20 protein-coding genes are annotated in these 20094 nt (G+C 61.0%); 14 read left to right on the plus strand and 6 right to left on the minus strand.

The genetic code is table 11. The features are described 5' to 3' along the window. The first annotated feature begins 39 nt into the window (after positions 1–39). Positions 40–603: a TetR/AcrR family transcriptional regulator gene (locus BK667_RS13375; protein ID WP_123597879.1), complete on the plus strand. Its 564-nt coding sequence runs from the start codon at positions 40–42 to the stop codon at positions 601–603. A 49-nt stretch (positions 604–652) separates the two neighbouring features. Continuing rightward, complete coding sequence (locus tag BK667_RS13380; protein WP_123408108.1) at positions 653–1132, plus strand: nuclear transport factor 2 family protein; 480 nt, start codon at positions 653–655, stop codon at positions 1130–1132. A 114-nt stretch (positions 1133–1246) separates the two neighbouring features. Here the strand turns inward: BK667_RS13380 and sfnG are convergent, their stop codons facing one another. Then, positions 1247–2341, minus strand: a complete 1095-nt coding sequence (sfnG, locus tag BK667_RS13390) for a dimethylsulfone monooxygenase SfnG (RefSeq protein ID WP_123597881.1) — start codon at positions 2339–2341, stop codon at positions 1247–1249. Positions 2342–2686: 345 nt separating this feature from the next. Here sfnG and BK667_RS13395 point away from each other — a divergent pair, with 345 nt between their 5' ends. Then, positions 2687–3925 carry an acyl-CoA dehydrogenase family protein gene (locus BK667_RS13395; RefSeq protein ID WP_123597882.1) on the plus strand — a complete coding sequence of 413 codons (1239 nt, stop codon included), beginning with the start codon at positions 2687–2689 and terminating at the stop codon, positions 3923–3925. A 262-nt stretch (positions 3926–4187) separates the two neighbouring features. After that, the gene (locus BK667_RS13400) at positions 4188–4967 is read left to right on the plus strand and encodes a TSUP family transporter (RefSeq protein ID WP_123408103.1); all 780 of its coding nucleotides are present in this window, start codon (positions 4188–4190) and stop codon (positions 4965–4967) included. Here the strand turns inward: BK667_RS13400 and nudC are convergent. The 3 genes from nudC to BK667_RS13415 form a co-directional block, all read right to left on the minus strand. After that, positions 4935–5765 carry an NAD(+) diphosphatase gene (gene nudC, locus BK667_RS13405; RefSeq protein WP_123597883.1) on the minus strand — a complete coding sequence of 277 codons (831 nt, stop codon included), beginning with the start codon at positions 5763–5765 and terminating at the stop codon, positions 4935–4937. The two genes, BK667_RS13400 and nudC, sit on opposite strands and share 33 nt — an antisense overlap. 6 nt (positions 5766–5771) lie before the next feature. Then, positions 5772–6584, minus strand: a complete 813-nt coding sequence (locus BK667_RS13410) for a crotonase/enoyl-CoA hydratase family protein (protein ID WP_123508252.1) — start codon at positions 6582–6584, stop codon at positions 5772–5774. Between the two features lie 204 nt (positions 6585–6788). Next, positions 6789–7562 (minus strand): class I SAM-dependent methyltransferase, encoded by a 774-nt coding sequence (locus BK667_RS13415; RefSeq protein WP_123597884.1) that lies wholly within the window; start codon positions 7560–7562, stop codon positions 6789–6791. Between the two features lie 136 nt (positions 7563–7698). On the opposite strand from BK667_RS13415, the gene BK667_RS13420 reads away from it, so the two are divergent. From BK667_RS13420 to pncA, 5 genes are all read left to right on the plus strand, one after another. After that, positions 7699–8259 (plus strand): cytochrome b, encoded by a 561-nt coding sequence (locus BK667_RS13420; RefSeq protein WP_123597885.1) that lies wholly within the window; start codon positions 7699–7701, stop codon positions 8257–8259. Positions 8260–8338: 79 nt separating this feature from the next. After that, on the plus strand, positions 8339–8869 hold the full coding sequence (locus BK667_RS13425) for a tetratricopeptide repeat protein (RefSeq protein WP_123508249.1): 531 nt from the start codon (positions 8339–8341) through the stop codon (positions 8867–8869). Between the two features lie 12 nt (positions 8870–8881). Next, positions 8882–9421, plus strand: coding sequence for an RNA polymerase sigma factor (locus BK667_RS13430; protein WP_123508248.1), 540 nt, complete (start codon positions 8882–8884; stop codon positions 9419–9421). After that, entirely contained in the window at positions 9418–10194 is a 777-nt protein-coding gene (locus BK667_RS13435; RefSeq protein ID WP_123597886.1) for an anti-sigma factor family protein, read from the plus strand. The genes BK667_RS13430 and BK667_RS13435 overlap by 4 nt, the downstream gene beginning before the upstream one ends. Positions 10195–10243: 49 nt before the next feature. Then, positions 10244–10885, plus strand: a complete 642-nt coding sequence (pncA, locus tag BK667_RS13440; RefSeq protein WP_123597887.1) for a bifunctional nicotinamidase/pyrazinamidase — start codon at positions 10244–10246, stop codon at positions 10883–10885. 179 nt (positions 10886–11064) lie between these two features. Here the strand turns inward: pncA and BK667_RS13445 are convergent, their stop codons facing one another. Both BK667_RS13445 and BK667_RS13450 read right to left on the minus strand, forming a co-directional pair. Continuing rightward, positions 11065–12366, minus strand: coding sequence for an ATP-binding protein (locus BK667_RS13445; protein WP_123508245.1), 1302 nt, complete (start codon positions 12364–12366; stop codon positions 11065–11067). A gap of 4 nt (positions 12367–12370) precedes the next feature. Further along, complete coding sequence (locus BK667_RS13450) at positions 12371–13072, minus strand: response regulator (protein ID WP_027923024.1); 702 nt, start codon at positions 13070–13072, stop codon at positions 12371–12373. Positions 13073–13343: 271 nt separating this feature from the next. Here BK667_RS13450 and BK667_RS13455 point away from each other — a divergent pair, with 271 nt between their 5' ends. From BK667_RS13455 to BK667_RS13475, 5 genes are all read left to right on the plus strand, one after another. Then, positions 13344–14501: an efflux RND transporter periplasmic adaptor subunit gene (locus tag BK667_RS13455; protein ID WP_123597888.1), complete on the plus strand. Its 1158-nt coding sequence runs from the start codon at positions 13344–13346 to the stop codon at positions 14499–14501. Between the two features lie 15 nt (positions 14502–14516). After that, entirely contained in the window at positions 14517–17615 is a 3099-nt protein-coding gene (locus tag BK667_RS13460) for a multidrug efflux RND transporter permease subunit (protein WP_123597889.1), read from the plus strand. 196 nt (positions 17616–17811) lie between these two features. Then, a complete protein-coding gene (locus BK667_RS13465; RefSeq protein ID WP_123508242.1) occupies positions 17812–18453 on the plus strand; it encodes a DUF1345 domain-containing protein in 642 nt (213 codons plus the stop codon). A gap of 88 nt (positions 18454–18541) precedes the next feature. Then, positions 18542–19381, plus strand: a complete 840-nt coding sequence (locus BK667_RS13470; protein WP_123597890.1) for an AraC family transcriptional regulator — start codon at positions 18542–18544, stop codon at positions 19379–19381. A 52-nt stretch (positions 19382–19433) separates the two neighbouring features. After that, on the plus strand, positions 19434–20042 hold the full coding sequence (locus BK667_RS13475) for a LysE family translocator (protein WP_123597891.1): 609 nt from the start codon (positions 19434–19436) through the stop codon (positions 20040–20042). Positions 20043–20094 lie beyond the last annotated feature (52 nt).

The following is a 20094-nucleotide window of genomic DNA, read 5'->3' on the forward strand; positions in this document are numbered from 1 at the left end:
CGCTTGACCAAGGAGAACGATCGTTCTACTGTTTGCCCCATGAACGAAATCACAAGCAACGACACACGCAATATCATTCTGGATATCACCGAAAAGTTGATCTACAAAAGTGGCATCGCTGCCACGGGCATGGATCTTCTGGTGAAAACCGCCGGCGTCTCCCGGAAAAGTATCTACCGCTACTTCGCCAACAAGGAGGAGCTTACCGTCGCGGCCCTGCAACGGCGCGACGTGCGCTGGATGAACTGGTACAGGACTGAAGTGGACAAGGCCGCGACCCCGGCCGAGCGCCTGCTCAACCTGTTTACCGTGCTCAGGGCCTGGTTTGACTCCGAAGGCTTCCGCGGCTGCGCCTTCATCAACACCAGCGGCGAAACCGGCGACCCGCAAGACCCGGTGCGCCTGGTCGCCAAAGAGCATAAACAGAAACTGCTCGACTACGTGGTCGAGCTTTGCACCGAACATGGCGCCACCGATCCGCAGGCACTGGGCAAACAGCTGCTGATCCTGATCGATGGGGCCATTACCGTAGCGCTTGTGATGGGTGATCACAGTGCCGCCGATAATGCGCAATGCATGGCGCGAAAGTTATTGGACCTGTAACTGCTTAATCAAGCCGTGTTTTAACTTTAGTTTTATAAGGAGACATTCAATGTCATCTAATGCCGAAGTTCGTCCGCCATTGCCGCCGTTCACCCGTGAATCGGCTATCGAAAAAGTTCGCCTGGCCGAAGACGGCTGGAACTCCCGCGACCCGCAGCGTGTGTCGCTGGCCTACACCCTGGACACCAAGTGGCGTAACCGCGCCGAATTCGCCTACAACCGCGAAGAAGCCAAAGGTTTCCTGACCCGTAAATGGGCCAAGGAACTGGACTATCGTTTGATCAAGGAACTCTGGGCCTTCACCGGCAACCGCATCGCCGTGCGCTACGCCTATGAATGGCACGACGACTCGGGCAACTGGTTCCGCTCCTACGGCAATGAAAACTGGGAGTTTGATGAAAACGGTTTGATGGCCAATCGTTTTGCCTGCATCAACGATCTGCCGATAAAGGAAAGCGAGCGTAAATTCCACTGGCCGTTGGGGCGTCGTCCTGACGATCATCCGGGACTTTCCGACCTCGGTCTGTAAACCGAGACCGATCGTTCCCACGCTCCGCGTGGGAATGCCGCCACGGACGCTCCGCGTCCGATGTGACGCAGAGCGTCACGGGATGCATTCCCACGCGGAGCATGGGAACGATCATTAGGCGACCGCGGCTTGTTCTTTCACGCCAGCCTTGGCTTCAAGCTCGCGAACTAACGGCAACACCCGCTTGCCGAAATACTCCACTTCTTCCTGGAAATGCAGGAACCCCGCCAGCACCAGATCCACCCCGACCGCTTTCAACGCGACAATCCGCTCGGCAATCTGCTGCGGCGTGCCGATCAGGTTGGTTTTGAACCCGTCGTTGTACTGCACCAGATCCTCGAACGTTGACTTGGCCCAGTTGCCCTCGCCTTCCGGCGACGCCCTGCCCGCCTGTTTCGCCGCATCACCAAACGCATTCACCGCTTCCGGGTCGGCCTGGTCGATGATCTGCGCCAGCACCGCGCGCGCTTCTTCTTCGGTGTCGCGGGCAATGACAAACGCATTCACGCCGACCTTCACCGAATGATTGTTCGCCGCAGCCTTGACTCGGATGTCATCGACCTGAGCCTTGATGCCTTCGGGGGTGTTGCCGTTGGTGAAGTACCAATCGGACACTCGCGCCGCCATGTCCCGGGCTGCGCGGGAGCTGCCGCCCTGGAAAATTTCTGGCTGGCCCAGTGGCTTGGGCTTGAGGCTGTAATTGTCGAAACGGTAGAAATCGCCACGGAAGGTGAAGTTGTCCTGGCTCCAGATGCCTTTGAGCGAACGAATGAATTCTTCGGATCGGCGATAGCGCTCATCGTGCTCCAGCCAATGTTCGCCGATGGCCTGGAATTCGCCCTTGAACCAGCCGCTGACGATGTTCACCGCCACCCGGCCATTGGTGAGTTGATCGATAGTCGCCAGTTGCTTGGCCGCCAGCGCCGGTTGCCATGGCCCGGGCAGGATCGCAGCGATGACTTTGAGTTTAGTGGTGGCGGCCAGCAGCGCGTGGCTGAAGGCGACGGATTCATGCTGGAACTCGGCGCCGTAACCGGCGGTGAAGCGAATCTGGGTCAGGGCGTATTCGAACCCGGCCGCCTCAGCCAGTTGTGCCAGTTTGCGGTTGTAATCGATGCCCCAGTGGGTGCGCTGCTCGATCTTGCTGACCACCAGCCCGCCGCTGACGTTCGGTACCCAGTAGGCAAATTTGACGGCTTGCTGACTCATTGGCGTGTCCTCGGGACTTTTGGGAAGTCTTTGGGCTAGAGCAGCAACCGTGCCAGTGCGCAAAACACAAATGTCCTGAGTCGACCGAGATCCCTGTGGGAGCGGGCTTGCTCGCGAATGCGGTTGCACATTCAGCATCTCTATTGGCTGGCAGGCCGCCTTCGCGAGCAAGCCCGCTCCCACATTGATTCGGGTGTGTCAGGGGCAATTTGCTGTTGCACTGTTTGCCCAGCAACAGTTCAGTCGCCTCCAATTCCAATCTCTCCAATAAACCCTGGCCCGACAGCCCCGGCATGGACCGTGCAATCCCCCTTGCATCCACTGCCGCCCCAAGGAGCTGTTCCCATGACCGACCACCAGGTAATCAACCCCCTATCCACCGGCACCGACTACGAAACCCTCGCCGCCCGTTTCCGGCCGATCTTCACTCGCATTGCCGCCGGCGCCGTTGAGCGTGAACAAACCCGCCGCCTGCCCTACGAGCCCATTCAATGGTTAAAGGAAGCCGGTTTCGGCGCCGTACGGGTTCCGGTGGAATATGGTGGTGGCGGTGCCTCGGTGCCGCAGCTGTTTGAACTGCTGATCGAACTGGCCGAAGCCGACTCCAATGTCCCGCAGGCCTTGCGTGGCCACTTCGCTTTCGCCGAGGACCGCCTCAACGCTGCGCCCGGTCCAGCGCGGGATGTCTGGTTCAAACGCTTCGTGGCCGGGGACATCGTCGGTTGCGCCTGGACCGAAATCGGCAGCGTGGCCATCGGTGATGTGATCACCAAAGTGTCGCCCCACGGCGATCAATGGCGGCTCAACGGCGAGAAGTTCTACAGCACCGGCAGCCTTTTCTCCGACTGGATCGACGTCTACGCCCAGCGCAGCGACACCGGCGGCGACGTGATTGCCGCCGTACGCACCCGCCAGCCCGGCATTGTGCAAAGCGATGACTGGGACGGTTTCGGCCAGCGCACCACCGGCAGCGGCACCTCGCGGTTTATCGATGCCGAAGTCGATGCCGAGAACATCATCGACTTCGCCACCCGCTTCAAATACCAGACTGCGTTCTATCAATTGGTGCTGCTGGCGACCCTGGCCGGCATCGGCCGCGCGGCGTTGCGCGATGTGGCGCAGCAGGTGCGCGAACGCAAACGCATCTACAGCCATGGCAATGCCCAACATGTCAGCCAGGATGCGCAGATTCAGCAAGTGGTCGGTGAGATTGCCGCGCAGGTGTATGCCGCCGAGGCCAGTGCCTTGAAGGCCGCGCAACCGGCGCAGAAAGCTTATGAAGCACGCTTCTCTGGCGATGCAGTATTGGAACAAGCCGCCAATGTTGCAGCGGAAATCGAATCGGCCAAGGCGCAAGTGGTGGTCACCGAATTGATCCAGCGCGCGACCACTGAACTGTTCAATGCACTGGGGGCTTCGGATATTCGCCAAGGGAAATCCCTGGATCGTCATTGGCGCAATGCGCGGACGGTTTCGTCGCACAATCCGGTGATCTACAAGGCGCGGATTGTCGGGGATTGGGTGATTAACGGGACTGAACCGCCGTTTGTTTGGCAGATCGGGAATGGGCCTGCGCTGAAGTGATGTATTGGCTGGGCTGACGCCTTCGCGGGCAAGCCTCGCTCCTACATTTGGAATGCATTGATCGTTCCCACGCTCCGCGTGGGAATGCATCTCGGGACGCTCCGCGTCCCCGCGTCCCCACGTCAACGGCGGACGCAGAGCGTCCATGGCGGCATTCCCACGCGGAGCGTGGGAACGATCAGCTGTAACAAACCTGCTTTCTAGGTAAGATACCGGCCTTCCCCGCAGCCACTTTCTGCGCCCCGCCGAATAAGCCGATTCCATGCCTTTCGAACTCAGCGTTGACCTCACCACCCTGGCCATTCTGGCCGTTGTCGCTTTCATTGCCGGTTTCATCGACGCCATCGCCGGCGGTGGCGGGCTGTTGACCACTCCGGCGCTGCTGACCGCCGGCCTGCCGCCGCACTTGGTGCTTGGCACCAACAAATTGAGTTCGACCTTCGGCTCGGCCACCGCCAGTTTCACCTTCTACCGCCGCAAGCTGTTCCACCCCAGGCAGTGGGTGCACGCCATCGTCGGTACCTTGGTCGGCGCGCTGACTGGCGCCGTGGTCGCGCATTACCTGCCTGCCGAATGGCTGAACAAGATGCTGCCGGTGATTGTCTTCGCCTGTGGCGTCTACCTGTTGTTTGGCGGCACGCCGAAAGCACCGCTGGACAGCGACGCACCGATCAAAAAGAAGTGGCAATCGACCCAAGGCTTCAGCCTCGGTTTCTACGACGGTGTGGCCGGCCCTGGCACGGGTGCGTTCTGGACCGTCAGCAGCATGCTCATGTACCCCATCGACCTGGTGAAGGCCAGCGGCGTGGCCCGCAGCATGAACTTCGTCAGCAACATCGCGGCGCTGTCGGTGTTCGTGTTTTCCGGGCAAGTGGACTGGATCATCGGCCTGAGCATGGGCCTGTCGGTGATGGTCGGCGCGTTCTTCGGCGCACGCTCCGCCATCAGCGGCGGAGCGAAGTTTATTCGTCCGGTGTTCATCACCGTGGTGCTGGGCTTGACCGTACGGCTAGCCTGGCAGCACTGGTTCAGCGTGGCCTAAGCGCCGCGCCAGATAGACGTCGATCAGGTAACGGGCAATCGAGCGCGAGGCCGGCAACGGTGGCATTGCGTGGATGTTGAACCACTGGGCGTCTTCGATCTCGTCCTCCTGGCAGACGATTTCGCCCCCCGCGTATTCAGCGTGGAAACCCAGCATCATCGAGTGCGGGAACGGCCAGCACTGGCTGCCCATGTACTGGATGTTCTTGACCTCGATCTGCACCTCTTCACGAACCTCGCGAATCAGGCAATCCTCGGCCGATTCACCCGGCTCGGCGAAACCGGCCAAGGTGCTGTAGACCCCGGCGACGAATCGCGGAGAACGTGCCAGCAACACTTCATCGCCACGGGTCACCAGCACGATCATGCTCGGCGAAATCCGCGGGTAATAGCGGATATCGCACGGCTCACAGTACATCGCCCGCTCGCGGGGAACCTGGTGCGTGGCCTGCCCGCAGTTACCGCAAAAGCGGTGTTCGCGGTACCAGGTGCCGATCTGCGCGGCATAACCGAGCACCTTGTAGACGGTGTGATCGCCTTCAAGCATGAACGCCCGCAGACCTTTCCAGTTGCAGCCCGGCACTTCGCTGGCACTGCGTAGCTCCAGCAGGTAAACCGGCTCACCATCGAGGTGGCCGATGCCGTGTTCGGCGAGGATCGACAAGTCCTGACGCTTGAGCCATTCCCGGGGGAACAGCGCGCCGTTGTCATCGAACAAAAAGCCTTCGGGGCTGCGTGCCACGGCCCAGCCGCCGGGTTGATCGGTGTCCAGTACTGCGGTGGTCCAGCGTGAAATCATGGTTAATCAGTCCAGAAATTCGGGTTTCTGTTTGCTCATATGGGCGGCCATGGCCACGCGCAAATCGGTGGATTGCAGCATGGCGGCGTTCCAGGTGGCGACGTATTCGAGGCCGTCGTCGATGCGATGGTCGCGCATGTAGCTGATCATCTCCTTGGTGCCGGTAATGGCGATTGGCGACTTGCCGGCGATTTCACGGGCAATGCCCATCACGCCATCAAGCAGGCTGTCGCGGTCGCTGTAGACGCGATTGACCAGGCCCATGCCGCGCGCTTCCTCGGCACCAAAGTTGCGACCAGTGTAAGCCAGTTCACGCAGCATGCCGTCACCGATGATCCGCGGCAAGCGTTGCAACGTGCCGACGTCGGCGGCCATGCCGATGTCGATTTCCTTGATCGAAAATTGCGCGTCTTCGGCAGCGTAGCGCATGTCACACGCGGCGATCAGGTCGATTGCGCCGCCCAGGCAGTAGCCCTGAATCGCCGCGAGCACCGGTTTGCGGCAGTTATCGACAGCATTGAAGGAGGCTTGCAGGGCGAGGATCTTGCGCCGCAGCAGCCGCGCATTGCGCCCGACGTCCTTGCCCAATTCGTTGGCCACGCCGGCCAGCATCATCAGGTCGATGCCGGAAGAAAAGTGCTTGCCGGCGCCGCTCAGGACCACCACCCGCACTTCGTCGGTGTCGTCGATCCACTGGAAAATCTCGATGATCTCGCTCCAGAACGCGGCGTTCATCGAGTTGATCTTTTCCGGGCGGTTGATCTGCACATGGGCGATTTTGTCGGCGAGTTCGACGGTAAACGCGGTGTACTGAGACATGGCAGTGATCCTTGACCGGGCAGAAAATGAGGCCCGAACTATAACAAGGCATCGCGGGTGGGAGTAAGGCAGTGGTTCGGCCAAATGCGGGACTGGTCCGGGAGGTGTAGCGTCCGGGCAGACCTCATCGCGGGCAAGCCTTGCTCCTACAAGAGCGCGCCGCCTGTAGGAGCAAAGCTTGCTCGCGATGGCCACACCACCAATCTAACTGCTCTTCACCGCCACAAACGCCGCCGTCACATAAGGCACGGTGATAACGTCTTTGCCGCGCAACGCGGGCTCACCCTCAACCAACGCCCGCATCTGCGCATCCACCTTATCCCGCTGTGCCTGGGGCAACGCCGCAATAAAACTGGTAGACCGCACCCGATTGAAAATCACATCCTCCGGCGACCCGGTATGCCCATGCCCGAAATGCTGCGCTTGCAACGGCCCGAACGCCTTGTGCGGAAAAGCCAGGCGCCAGGCACCGGTGTAGTAGCGCGGGGTATCGCCTTCCAGTGCATTGACGATCGCGTCCAGCTTCGGCACCCAACTCACCCGGGTATCGCGCAGGTTCCACACCAGGCCCAGCTTGCCACCGGGCTTGAGCACCCGGGCAATTTCGCTGAGGGCTTCGGGGCTGGCAAACCAGTGAAAAGCCTGGGCGCAGATCACGACATCCACCGAGGCATTCGGCAGCGGCAGATCGGTGGCCGTGCCGCTGACGGCCAGAACGTCGGGAAACGCGGCGGACAACTTATCCAGCATTTGCGGCACCGGTTCCACGGCAATCACCTGCGCCCCGGTGGCCACTAGCCGTCCGGTGAACTTGCCGGTGCCGGCGCCCAAGTCGATCACGGTTTTGTCGTCATTCAACCCCAACGTACCAGTCAACCAATCGGCGACTTGCGGCGGATAGTCCGGGCGGCCGCGCACGTAGGTGTCGGCGCCGGTTTTGTAGCCATCGGCGGCAGCATGGTGAATGTGTTCTCTCATGACAGTTCTCCCGATACTCAGCGATGCTTGCGAGCATAGCGTCTGGACCTGAACGTCCCCTGCAAAGATCTTCAGAAAGAAATGAATAATTGTTCACACAACGGTGTTCACTAGCCATCGCCCAAGAGGATTGCCCATGAACCGCCTGAACGCCGATTCACCGACACGTTACGACCGCCTGACCATGAGCCTGCACTGGCTGACCGCCGCACTGGTGATTTTCATGTTCGCCAGTGCGCAAATCTGGGAACAACTGGCCAAAGGCACGCCGCTGCGCAAGGGTTTGCAGTCGGTGCACATTTCCTGCGGCATCCTGCTGGCGGTGATTGTCATCGGTCGACTGCTGTGGCGTCTGTCCCGTGGCCGTCCTTTGCCGCCGGCCAATCAGGGCATGATGAACATCGCGGCGAAAACCGCGCATCTGGCGTTGTATTTGCTGCTGTTGGGCCAGATCGTGCTCGGTTTTCTGTTTCGCTGGGCCCAGGCCGAACCGTTCAACTTCTTCGGTCTGTTCGATGTCCCAACCTTGATGACCTTCGATAAAAGCATGAAGTCGGTGTTCGGCGGTCTGCATGAAAACGTGGCCTGGGCCATCGTTATATTGGCTGGGCTGCATGCGGTGATGGCACTGGTTCATCATTACGGCCTGCGGGACGGCACATTGCGCCGGATGCTGCCGGGTCGCGATGCGAACTGAAACGAATAAAACACCGTAGACGGGTGTTCTATGGATACCTGCCCACGAATCTATTTTCACTGTGAATGGAGTTTCACCCATGAATATCCGTTTCGCTGTTTTCACCGCCCCACTGTTGCTGGTCGCGGCGCTATCCAGCACTGCGGCGTTTGCCCATGGCGATGAAGATGAGCCGGCCAAGCCCAATTGCCCTAAAGGCCAGGTGTTCGACAGCAAGTCGAACAAATGCGTGCTGCAAACCAGCAGCCTGGTGCCGGATAACGACCGCGTCGACTACGCCTATCGACTGGCCAAGGACGGACGTTACGAAGAAGCCCTGGCCCTGCTCGATACGCTGAAAGATCCAAACACCGCCAAAGCGCTCAACTATCGCGGCTACGCCACGCGTAAACTAGGCCGCACCGACGAAGGCATCGGCTATTACCTGCAATCGGTCAAACTCGACCCGCAGTATGCGCAAGTGCGCGAATACCTCGGCGAGGCGTACGTGATCAAAGGACGGCTGGATCTGGCCCAGGAACAGTTGCAGCACATCAAGTCGATTTGCGGCAGCACCTGCGAGGAATACCAGGACCTGGCCGAAGCCATCAACGATTCATCGAAAACCTGACACACCGAACGGATGGAGGTCGCTATCGCCAGCGATCAGGCAATACGAGCAGAGTTGGGCCAGCATCTGGCGCGGTTATGGCGCTACGGCTTGCTGCTGTCCCGACAACGGCACGTCGCCGAAGACTTGGTGCAGGCCACCTGCGTGCGGGCACTCGAGCGGGCCGGGCAATATGAGCCCGGCACCCGCATGGACCGCTGGCTGCTGAGCATCTTGCACTCGATCTGGCTCAACGAAGTACGCGCCCGGCGTGTGCGTCTGGGCCAAGGCCTGGTGAATGCCGATGAGGCGCTGTCGTTCGACGGTGAACACGCGGCGCAAACCCATGTGCTGGCCGCCCAGGTGATCCGGCGGGTCGATGCCCTGCCCGAAGCCCAGCGCGAAACGGTGTACCTGGCTTACGTTGAAGGCTTGTCTTATCGCGAGGTGGCGGATGTGCTGCAAGTGCCCATCGGCACGGTCATGAGCCGACTGGCCACCGCCCGCCTGAAACTCGCGGAGTACCCGCCCCTGCATGCCGTACCGAACCCAACCACGGGAGAACGTCGATGAACGACCACTCACGACCGACAATACCGTCGGATGAACAGTTGGTGGCCTACCTCGACGACCAGCTCGACATCGAGCAACGCGCCCGCATCGACGACGCCATCAACGAAGACCCGACGCTCAACCTACGCCTGCAATGGCTGGCCCGTAGCAACTTGCCGTTCAAGGACGCCTATGACGAACTGGGGCGGCAAGCACCGGTGGATCGCCTGCAAGCCATGCTCGACACCTTGCCCAGCCCTGCCCGTCCGGCCCTGAACCGGCGCTGGTTTCTGGCGGCAGCCGCCGGTCTGGTGGTGAGCAGTGTGGTAGCGGATCGCTTGTTCCTCGGCTGGCAGTTGAGCCAGGAAAAAAGCAACTGGCGTGGGTTGGTGGCCGACTATATGTCGCTCTACGTGCCGCAAACCCTGGAGCACTTGCCCAGCGACGACTCCACCCAGCGCGCACAATTGCGCACCATCGACACCCGTTTGGGCCTGAACCTGGCGCCTGCAAAACTGACCTTGCCGCGCCTGGAGTTCAAACGCGCGCAAATCCTCGAGTACGACGGCGTGCCCATCGCCCAGATTACCTACCTCGATCCGACCCACGGCCCGATGGCACTGTGCGTCACCCGTTCCAACAAGGGCAGCCGGCCGTTTGCCCAGGAACGCCGGCACAACATGAACGTTGTGTACTGGGCTGACACAGAGCACGCCTGGATGCTGATCGGGCACAACACCATGGCGGATCTTGAAGACATGGCCAAGGTTTTGCGAGGTCGGCTGAGCGCATGACGGGAATCCTCACTATGCTTGGCACCTGACTTCCAAGGAGGAACCACCCATGCCCCATCCCTCGCTGCTCGCTTCACGCACGGCCCTGTTGGTGATTGACGTACAAAACGACTTCATCCCCGGCGGTCAACTCCCGGTGCCCGAAGGCGACTTGATCGTGCCTCTGATCAATCACCTCGGAGGCCAGTTCAAACAGGTCATCATTGCCCAGGACTGGCACCCGGCTGGCCACGCCTCGTTTGCGTCCAGCCATCCGCAGCGCAAACCCTACGATGTCATTCAATTGCCCTACGGCGAACAGACGCTGTGGCCGGAGCATTGTGTGCGCGGCACCCACGGCGCCGAGTTGCACGCCGATCTGGATTTGCCCCACGCGCAACTGATCATTCGCAAGGGCTGTAATCCGGATATCGACAGTTATTCGGCGTTTCTGGAGGCGGATCGCACGACCGCCACGGGGTTGGCCGGGTATTTGAAGGAACGGGGCATCGACACCGTTTACGTGGTCGGACTGGCGCTGGATTTCTGCGTGATGTTTACCGCGCTGGATGCGCGCACGGCGGGGTTCAATGCGTTTGTGGTGCTGGATGCGTGCCGGGCGATTGATCTTGATGGTTCGCTGGCGGCAGCGGTTGAGCGGATGCAGGTGGCTGGGGTTGGGTTGATTCAATCCACCCAGATACTCGACTAATAATCTCCGTAGAAAAGGACTCCCTGTGGCGAGGGGGCTTGCCCCCGTTCGACGGCGAAGCAGTCGCAAAACCCGTTAATGCGATTTAACTGAAAGACTACTGGGGCGCCGCTTCGCGCCCCAACGGGGTGATGCGGCATTCCGACAAGCCCCCTCGCCACAGGTTGGTGTGCTTGTCGTTAGATTGGGGTGGGCAACCACAACCTGAGCCGCGCGCCACCCAGCGGCGATGCTTCAACCGTCAACGTCCCGCCCTGCGCTTCCAACGCCCGACGGCTGATCGCCAGGCCCAGACCAAAGCCGCCAGTGGCGCGATCACGACTCCGATCCAGACGATAAAACGGCTCAAAAATCCGCTCGCGCTCATCCTCCGGGATGCCGATGCCATCGTCATCGACCCAGATTTCGCAGCCTTTCGGGCACACCTGCACGCCAATCTGAATGCGTTTTTCGCAGTAGCGCATTGCATTGCGCAGCAAGTTTTGCAGAGCACGCGCGGTCAGGCGCGGGTCGAGGGTGAAGCGCTCAAGCTGACCGTGCAGCAGCACGTCAATCACGATATCCGGCGATTCCAGTTCTTCATCGACGCTGCCCAAAATACTGTCGATAAACTCATCCAGCGACACTTCAACCCGCTCCGGCAACCGCGCCGGATTCTGCAGACGGCTGTAGGACAGCAACTCCAGCACCAACTCATCCAGTTCACGAATGTGCGCCACCAGCCCTTGCAGGCGTTCGCGGCTAGGCGCCGGCATATCATCGGACAGCGCCAGCGCCAGGCCGAAATCCAGGCGGGTCAGCGGCGTGCGCAGTTCGTGGGACACGGCGTTGAGCAAGTCCCGTTGCTGGTTCAGCAGGTTTTCGATGTCGCCGGCCATGGTGTCGAACACATTGGCCAGACTGCCGATGTTGGACGTGTGGGAGATCTGCGTGCGTTCGCTCAAGTGCCCTTTGCCGAAGCGCTCAGCCGTGCCTTTGAGACGTTCGAGGTCGCGCCAGTGCGGGCGCAACCACAGCAGCAGGCAGGCGAGCATGGTCGCGCCGATCAGTACGTTGATGCTCCAGTACAACAGATTGACGTCCAGCGGGTCCGGCGGCACCACCATTTGCACCACCGTCCGCTCGTTCAACGGCGCGACTGCCAGGGTGCGCCAGCCCCAGTCGCCAATGCGCACGATATTCTCGCCGCGCTGCAATCGCTCACGCTCATCGAGGGTGAAATCGGCGTCATCCTTGCCGGACAGCACGATGTGCAGCGGCTGGAACTCCTTGTCCATTTCCGCCGCCAGGGCCGGCCACTGTTCCGTCGGCACCGCGTGGAACTGTTTGACGATCAGGGTTTGCAAACCGCGGGAATAATCGAGGTTGTACGTGACAAAGCGTTCATGGAACAGCTTGATCACCACGTCCGGCACCAGGTAAATCGCCGCGCTGTACGAAACGATCGTCACCAGGTACAGGCGAAAGAGGATTCTGAACATCGCCTCAGCATTCCCACTCGGAGCGACTGAACAGGTAGCCCTTGCCCCACACGGTCTTGATCTTGCGCGCCTCGCCGGCGTGGTCGTCGAACTTGCGTCGCAGCTTGGAAATCGCCACGTCCACCGAGCGGTCGGTGCCGTTGAACTCGATGCCGCGCAGGCGTTGCAGGATCTGGTCGCGGCTCAGCACTTCGCCGGCATGCCGGGCCAGCACCACCAGCAGGTTGTATTCGCCACTGGACAACTCCACCAGTTGTTCGCGCCAGGTCACGGTGCGCTCGGACAGGTCGATGCACAGGTTGCCCATCAGGATGCGATCGTTGGCGGTCTGCGGTTCGCCGAGGCTGCTGCGCCGTAGCAAGGTGCGCACCCGCGCCAGCAGAACGCGTGGCTCGCAAGGTTTGGTGACGTAGTCGTCGGCGCCCATTTCCAGGCCCAGCACCTGATCGTGGCTGTCGTCCCGGGCGGTGAGCATCAGGATGGGCAACGTGGCCGAGTCGGCCCTGAGCAGGCGACAGACTTGCAGGCCGTCGAGCCCCGGCAGCATCAGGTCGAGGATCACCAGGTCCGGCGGATTGACCCGCGCACGTTCGCGCACATGATCGCCACGGCTGATCACGCTGACCGAATAGCCGTTGCGTTCCAGGTAGCTGGCGATCAGTTCGGAGAGCGCGGTGTCGTCTTCGACCAGGAGGATGTTGGGCATGGGGTGTTTCCAGAAAAAGAGCTGTGGCGACTGTTCGGCCCCCTTCGCGGGCAAGCCTCGCTCCTACAGAGGTATCGCATTCTCCTGTAGGAGCGAGGCTTGCCCGCGAAGGTGGCCTGACAGTCGCAAAAGTAATCAAGCGGCAAAGGATATACGCCCTCGTACGTCTAAGAGTAAAACCCTTACACAATTTCACACAGCACCTACAAAGCTTCACCGCTACTCTCGTCGCCTCCCCGTAGGATGCCGGGGTCATTATTGGGGTATTCACATGTCAAAGAACCTGCTTGCCACGCTCAGCCTGATTGCACTGGCGTTGACACTGAGCGCTTGTGACAAGTCCTCGACCGCCGAAGAGGCGGCGCCGCTGGCCGCCGTGCGTATCGAAACCATCGAAGCCCGGCCGCTGTCGATCACCAGCGAACTGAGCGGGCGCATCGCCGCGCCGCGCATTGCTGAAGTCCGCGCCCGGGTAGCCGGCGTCGTATTGCAGCGCACCTTCCGCGAAGGCAGCGACGTGAAACAGGGCGACGTACTGTTCCGCATCGACCCGGCGCCGTTCAAGGCCGATCTGGACAGCGCCGAAGCAGCGCTGCGCAAGGCCGAGGCCAATGCGTTCCAGGCCAAACTGCAAGAGCAACGCTATTCGCAATTGATCGAAGGCAACGCCATCAGCGGCCAGGACTACGACAACGCCCGGGCCAATGCCCGACAAACCGCCGCTGACGTGGCGGCCAACAAGGCGGCCGTGGCGCGGGCCAAGTTGAACCTGGGTTATGCCACCGTCACTGCGCCGATTTCCGGGCGCGTCGGCCGTGCCCTGGTCACCGAAGGCGCGTTGGTCGGGCAGAACGAAACCACGCCGCTGGCGTTGATCCAGCAACTGAACCCGATCCATGCCGACCTGACCCAATCGACCCGGGAACTCAATGACCTGCGCCGGGCGTTCCGTTCCGGGAACTTGCAGCAGGTCGGCCAGGATCAGGCCAAGGCCACGCTGATCCAGGATGACGGCAGCCTCTATCCGCTGCCGGGCAAACTGCTGTTCGCAGAGATCAGCGTCGATCCGGGCACCGGGCAGATCATCCTGCGCAGCGAGTTTCCCAATCCGGACCTCGACTTGCTGCCGGGCAGCTTCGTGCGTGTACGCATCGAGCAAGCGGTCAACCAGCAAGGCATCAGCGTGCCGCAGCGGGCCATCCAGCGTGACAGTGCCGGGGTTGCCCAGGTGTTGTTGCTCGACGCCGAGCAACGGGTCAGCCTGCAACCGGTGCAATTGAGCGCGGTGCAGAACGATCGCTGGATCGTCACCGGTGGCCTCAAGCCTGGCGATCGCATCGTCACCGAAGGCCTGCAACACGCCAAGCCTGGCGAAAAAGTGCAGATCGACGACACCCCTCTTCCACTTGCCCAGGCGACTGGTCAGTAAGCAGGACGCTTTTTTATGCCGCAGTTCTTTATCGACCGTCCGGTGTTTGCCTGGGTGGTCGCGTTGTTCATCCTGCTGGCCGGTGCGCTGGCCATTCCGCAATTGCCGGTGGCGCAGTACCCCGACGTCGCGCCCCCGCAGATCGAAATCAACGCCACGTACCCCGGCGCCTCGGCGCAGACCATCGACGAAAGCGTGGTCAGCCTGATCGAGGAAGAGCTCAACGGCGCTGATCACCTGCTGTATTTTGAATCCCAGAGCAGCCTCGGCAGCGCGACCATCAAGGCTACGTTTCAACCGGGTACCAACCCGGAGATGGCCCAGGTGGACGTGCAAAATCGCCTTAAAGTCATCGAGTCGCGCCTGCCGCAAGCAGTGAACCAGCAAGGTTTGTCGGTGGAGAAAGTCTCCTCCGGTTTCTTGCTGTTGATCACCCTGACCTCCAACGACGGCAAGCTCGACGACGTGGCGCTCAGTGATTACCTGGCGCGCAACGTGATGAACGAGATCAAGCGCCTGGACGGTGTCGGCAAAGCGCAACTGTATGGCGCCGAGCGGGCCATGCGGATCTGGATCGACCCGCGCAAGCTGATCGGTTTCAACCTCACACCGGCGGATGTGAACGCCGCCATCGTGGCGCAAAACGCCCAAGTGTCCGCCGGCAGCATCGGCGATTTGCCGACCCGCAGCACCCAGGAAATCACCGCGACCATCGTGGTCAAGGGTCAGTTGTCGACGCCGGAAGAATTCGCCGACATCGTGCTCAAGGCCAATGCCGACGGCTCTACCGTGCGCATCAAAGACGTGGCGCGGGTCGAGATCGGCAGTCAGGAATATCAATTCGGCACCCGCCTGAACGGTAAGCCATCCACCGCCGTCGGCGTGCAGCTGTCGCCGGGGGCCAATGCCCTGAGCACCGCCACCGCCGTGCGGGCGAAGATGGATGAACTGGCGCGCTACTTCCCGGCCAACGTCGAATACAAGATTCCGTACGACACCTCGCCCTTCGTCAAAGTCTCGATCACCAAAGTGGTTTACACCCTTGGCGAGGCAATGTTGCTGGTGTTTGCGGTGATGTTCCTGTTCCTGCAAAACATCCGCTATACGCTGATCCCGACCCTGGTGGTGCCGGTGGCGTTGATGGGCACCTTCGCGACCATGCTCGCGCTGGGGTTCTCGATCAACGTGCTGACCATGTTCGGCATGGTGCTGGCCATCGGCATTCTGGTGGACGACGCGATTGTGGTGGTGGAGAACGTCGAGCGGATCATGGTCACTGAGGGCCTGTCGCCCAAGGAAGCGACGCGCAAGGCGATGAAGCAGATCACTGGCGCGATCATCGGCATCACCCTGGTGCTGGTGGCAGTGTTCATTCCGATGGCGTTCATGCAGGGATCGGTCGGGGTCATTTATCAGCAGTTCTCGCTGTCCATGGCCACCTCGATCCTGTTCTCGGCGTTCCTCGCCCTGACGTTGACCCCGGCACTCTGCGCGACGCTGCTCAAGCCGATGGCCAAAGGTGAGCATCATGAAAAGGGTGGTTTCTTCGGCTGGTTCAACCGTCGTTTCGAACAACTGACCGTGCGCTATCAAGGCTGGGTCGCCTATGCGCTGAAACGCACCGGGCGTTACCTGCTGATCTACGGCGTGCTGCTGATCGGGCTGGGCGTGTGTTTCAGTCGCTTGCCCTCCTCGTTCCTGCCGGTGGAAGACCAGGGTTACACCATCACCGACATTCAACTGCCACCGGGCGCGAGCAAGAATCGCACGGTGCAGGTGGTCGAGCAGATTGAAGCGCATAACGCCAAGGAACCCGGCGTGGGCGACAGCACAGTGATTCTCGGTTTCAGCTTCTCCGGCAGCGGGCAGAACGCGGCACTGGCGTTTACCACGTTGAAGGACTGGTCCGAACGCAGCAGCGATGACTCGGCCAGCTCGATTGCCGACCGCGCCAACATTGCCCTGAGCCAGATCAAGGACGCGATGGTGTTTGCCGTGTTGCCGCCGCCGGTTGACGGCCTCGGCACGTCCAGTGGTTTCGAGTTCCGCTTGCAGGATCGCGGCGGCCTCGGCCATGCCACGCTGATGCAGGCGCGCACGCAATTGCTGGAAGCGGCGGAGAAAAGTCCGATCCTGATGAACGTGCGCGAAAGCGCCCTGGCCGAAGCGCCGCAGGTGCAACTGGAAGTCGACCGTAAACAGGCCAACGCGTTGGGGGTTTCCTTTGCCGATGTCGGCAGCGTGTTGTCCACCGCCATCGGTTCGGCCTACATCAATGACTTCCCCAATCAGGGGCGGATGCAGCGGGTCGTCGTTCAGGCGGAAGGCGATCAACGCAGTCAGGTGGAGGATCTGCTGAAGATTCACGTACGCAACAGTGCCGGGAAAATGGTGCCGTTGTCGGCCTTCGTCCAGGCCAAATGGACTCAGGGCCCGGCGCAATTGACCCGCTACAACGGCTACCCGGCCATCAGCATTTCCGGTGAACCAAAACCGGGCCACAGCACCGGCGAAGCCATGGCAGAAATCGAACGGTTGGTGGCGCAAGGCCCGGCAGGTTTGGGCCAGGAATGGACCGGTCTGTCGCTGCAGGAGCGTTTGTCCGGCAGTCAGGCGCCAATTCTGCTCGGTTTGTCGCTGCTGATCGTGTTCCTGTGCCTGGCGGCGTTGTATGAGAGCTGGTCGATTCCGACTTCGGTGTTGCTGGTGGTGCCGCTCGGCGTACTCGGCGCGGTGCTCGCGGTGACGCTGCGCGGGATGCCCAACGATGTGTTCTTCAAGGTCGGGCTGATCACCATCATCGGTTTGTCGGCGAAGAACGCGATCCTGATCATCGAATTCGCCAAGAGCCTGTACGACGAAGGCCACGACCTGATCGACGCTACGTTGCAAGCCGCGCGGTTGCGGTTACGGCCGATCGTCATGACCTCGCTGGCATTCATCCTCGGCGTGGTGCCGCTGGCGATTGCCACCGGGGCCAGCTCCGCGAGCCAGCAAGCCATCGGCACCGGGGTGATCGGCGGGATGATCACGGCAACCCTGGCGGTGCTGTTCGTGCCGGTGTTTTTTGTGGTGGTGATGAAGCTGGTGCGCAAGCGCCACAAAGACACCTGACCACCGATCCCCTGTCTGATCGCCGATCCCCTGTAGGAGCGAGGCTTGCCCGCGAAAGCGGTGTGTCAGTCAACATGAATGCTGACTGACACCGCCTCTTCGCGGGCAAGCCTCGCTCCTACAAGGGCACTCGGTATGTGGTCATAACCCACTACGCTGGGCTAAGGTATTCAAAACCCTGACCCATCGAGCCTCCATGCCCCTCCTCGCCCGCACCCACCCTCGCCTGTCTGCCGCTGCCACGCTCGGCATCGCAGTGGGCATTCTGGCTCCGGCCGATTCGATCATCAGCAAAATCCTCATCGGCTGGAATGCCGGGGTCTGGACTTACCTGATCTTGATGTTCTGGCTCGCCGCCCGCGCCAAGGCCCCGGACGTCAAACGCATTGCCGAGGTCGAAGACGAAAACGCCGGACTGGTGCTGTTCGTGGTGTGCATCGCCGCGATTGCCAGCTTGGCGACCATCACCTTCGAACTGGCCGGCAGCAAAGACCTGGAAACCTCGCGCAAGCTCATTCATTACGCCTTCACCGCTGCCACCGTCATCGGTTCATGGCTGCTGATCGGGGTGATTTTCTGCGTGCACTACGCCCGTCTGTTCTACACCTGGGATGGCAAGGAGCCGGCGTTGCGCTTTGCCGAAGGCCTGACCACCCCCAATTACTGGGACTTCCTGTACTTCTCGTTCACCATCGGCGTGGCGGTGCAAACGGCTGATGTCGGCGTCGCCACCCGAGGTATTCGCAAAATCGTGCTGGCACAATCGCTGATCGGTTTTCTATTCAACACAGCGATTCTCGGGTTTTCGATCAACATCGCCGCAGGGCTGTTCAGCTAATGTGGGATCAATCAGCTGCACAAACGTTCTAGGCATCCTCCGTGTCCCGGGCGTTAAATAAGTCGGCAATCCGTCTCACAGGTGCAGCATGTCCCCGCACAATTGGATCGACCTGGCCCAGGACGCCGACACCGGCATCGAAACCCTGCGCGCGCATTTCGAGGGCCACGCCTACGACCCGCACTGGCATGACAGTTACCTGGTGGGCGTCACCGAGCAAGGCGTGCAGCAATTCCATTGCCGCCGCGCCAGGCACCAAAGCACGCCGGGCAAGGTGTTTTTGTTGGAGCCGGGTGATATCCATGACGGCGAAGCACCGACCGAGGACGGTTTCACCTACCGCATGCTCTACCTCGATCCGCAGTGGCTGGAACGGGAATTGGCCGCGCTGTTCGACGACGCGCCGCTCAATAGCCAACTGAGTTTTGCCAACACCCTGACCACCGACCCGCAACTGGCACAGGCCACCAGCCTGGCGTTCCAGACTTTGCACGGTGGCGAGTTGAAGATCGTGCGCCAGACCGCCCTCGACGGTTTGCTCGAACACCTGACCCGCCACCTGCACTGGCGCACCCGCTACAGCGAAGATCCGCGTCTGCCGCTGGTGGCGCAACAGGCTCGGGAATACCTGCACGCCAATGCGCACCTCGACATCGGCCTCGATCAACTGGCCGCCGTTACCGGGGTTGATCGCTTTCGCCTGACCCGCGCATTCAAAGCCGCCTATGGCTTGGCGCCCCACGCTTATCTGGTGCAATTGCGCCTGTCCAAGGCCCGGCGAATGCTTGCCGGCGGTGTGCAACCGGCAGCGGTGGCCATGGAGCTGGGGTTTGCCGATCAAAGTCATTTGGGGCGCTGGTTTATCCGGGCTTATGGACTGACCCCGGCGATGTACCGCAAGCGCTGCTCAAATCTTCCAGACAGGTAACGCGGCGATTGTGAAGATCGACTTCAATGATCTTCACTGGAGTTTGCCTGCGATGTGGTCTTCTTTTCCGACGTTACTGCCCTTCCTGCTGTTTGCCTTTGTGGCCTCGATCACGCCTGGGCCGACCAATATTCTGGTGTTGAGCAACAGTGCCCGATATGGCCTGAAAGCTGCCGTCCCGATTATCTTCGGCGCCTGCGCCAGTGCGGCGACCCTTGTGTTGTTGGTCGGCACTGGCGCGGGTTCTTCGCTGACTTCGTTGCCCGGCGTACAAACCGCGATGCAGTGGGCCGGTGTGGCCTGGCTGAGCTATCTGGCCTGGCAGATTTTCTTCGCTCCGGCCGAGGCCCTTACCCCTCAGGATACTCAAGCCAGACTGGGAATGGTCGGCGCTGCCAGCCTGCAACTGATCAACCCGAAAACCTGGATGATGGCGCTGGCCGTGGTCAGTGTGTTCGCGGGGGCCGGCGAGCAACGGCTGGTTCATGTGGCGTACCTGTCACTGGTGTTCTTTATGATTTCTCTGCCTTGCCTGGGTGTCTGGGCGTTGCTCGGCGCAGGTTCCACCCGGTGGTTGCGCTCACCTCAGGCCATGCAGCGCTTCAATCGGTTGATGGCCCTGCTGTTACTGGTATCGGCGTGGTTAAGCGTGTTGATCTGACTGCCATCCGTCGGCGTTCATGACGTAGCGGTCAACCATTCACTTGACGGGG

The organism is Pseudomonas frederiksbergensis, assembly GCF_003732705.1.
In the GTDB taxonomy this organism is placed as follows: Bacteria; Pseudomonadota; Gammaproteobacteria; order Pseudomonadales; family Pseudomonadaceae; genus Aquipseudomonas; species Aquipseudomonas frederiksbergensis_F.

Coding starts and splice junctions, on each gene's coding strand:
- BK667_RS13375 (WP_123597879.1), top strand. CDS start 40: ATGAACGAAATCACAAGCAACGACACACGCAATATCATTCTGGATATC.
- BK667_RS13420 (WP_123597885.1), top strand. CDS start 7,699: ATGAACCGCCTGAACGCCGATTCACCGACACGTTACGACCGCCTGACC.
- pncA (WP_123597887.1), top strand. CDS start 10,244: ATGCCCCATCCCTCGCTGCTCGCTTCACGCACGGCCCTGTTGGTGATT.
- BK667_RS13430 (WP_123508248.1), top strand. CDS start 8,882: ATGGAGGTCGCTATCGCCAGCGATCAGGCAATACGAGCAGAGTTGGGC.
- BK667_RS13465 (WP_123508242.1), top strand. CDS start 17,812: ATGCCCCTCCTCGCCCGCACCCACCCTCGCCTGTCTGCCGCTGCCACG.
- BK667_RS13400 (WP_123408103.1), top strand. CDS start 4,188: ATGCCTTTCGAACTCAGCGTTGACCTCACCACCCTGGCCATTCTGGCC.
- BK667_RS13395 (WP_123597882.1), top strand. CDS start 2,687: ATGACCGACCACCAGGTAATCAACCCCCTATCCACCGGCACCGACTAC.
- BK667_RS13470 (WP_123597890.1), top strand. CDS start 18,542: ATGTCCCCGCACAATTGGATCGACCTGGCCCAGGACGCCGACACCGGC.
- BK667_RS13455 (WP_123597888.1), top strand. CDS start 13,344: ATGTCAAAGAACCTGCTTGCCACGCTCAGCCTGATTGCACTGGCGTTG.
- BK667_RS13435 (WP_123597886.1), top strand. CDS start 9,418: ATGAACGACCACTCACGACCGACAATACCGTCGGATGAACAGTTGGTG.
- BK667_RS13475 (WP_123597891.1), top strand. CDS start 19,434: ATGTGGTCTTCTTTTCCGACGTTACTGCCCTTCCTGCTGTTTGCCTTT.
- BK667_RS13460 (WP_123597889.1), top strand. CDS start 14,517: ATGCCGCAGTTCTTTATCGACCGTCCGGTGTTTGCCTGGGTGGTCGCG.
- BK667_RS13445 (WP_123508245.1), bottom strand. CDS start 12,366: ATGTTCAGAATCCTCTTTCGCCTGTACCTGGTGACGATCGTTTCGTAC.
- BK667_RS13380 (WP_123408108.1), top strand. CDS start 653: ATGTCATCTAATGCCGAAGTTCGTCCGCCATTGCCGCCGTTCACCCGT.
- nudC (WP_123597883.1), bottom strand. CDS start 5,765: ATGATTTCACGCTGGACCACCGCAGTACTGGACACCGATCAACCCGGC.
- BK667_RS13450 (WP_027923024.1), bottom strand. CDS start 13,072: ATGCCCAACATCCTCCTGGTCGAAGACGACACCGCGCTCTCCGAACTG.
- BK667_RS13410 (WP_123508252.1), bottom strand. CDS start 6,584: ATGTCTCAGTACACCGCGTTTACCGTCGAACTCGCCGACAAAATCGCC.
- BK667_RS13425 (WP_123508249.1), top strand. CDS start 8,339: ATGAATATCCGTTTCGCTGTTTTCACCGCCCCACTGTTGCTGGTCGCG.
- BK667_RS13415 (WP_123597884.1), bottom strand. CDS start 7,562: ATGAGAGAACACATTCACCATGCTGCCGCCGATGGCTACAAAACCGGC.
- sfnG (WP_123597881.1), bottom strand. CDS start 2,341: ATGAGTCAGCAAGCCGTCAAATTTGCCTACTGGGTACCGAACGTCAGC.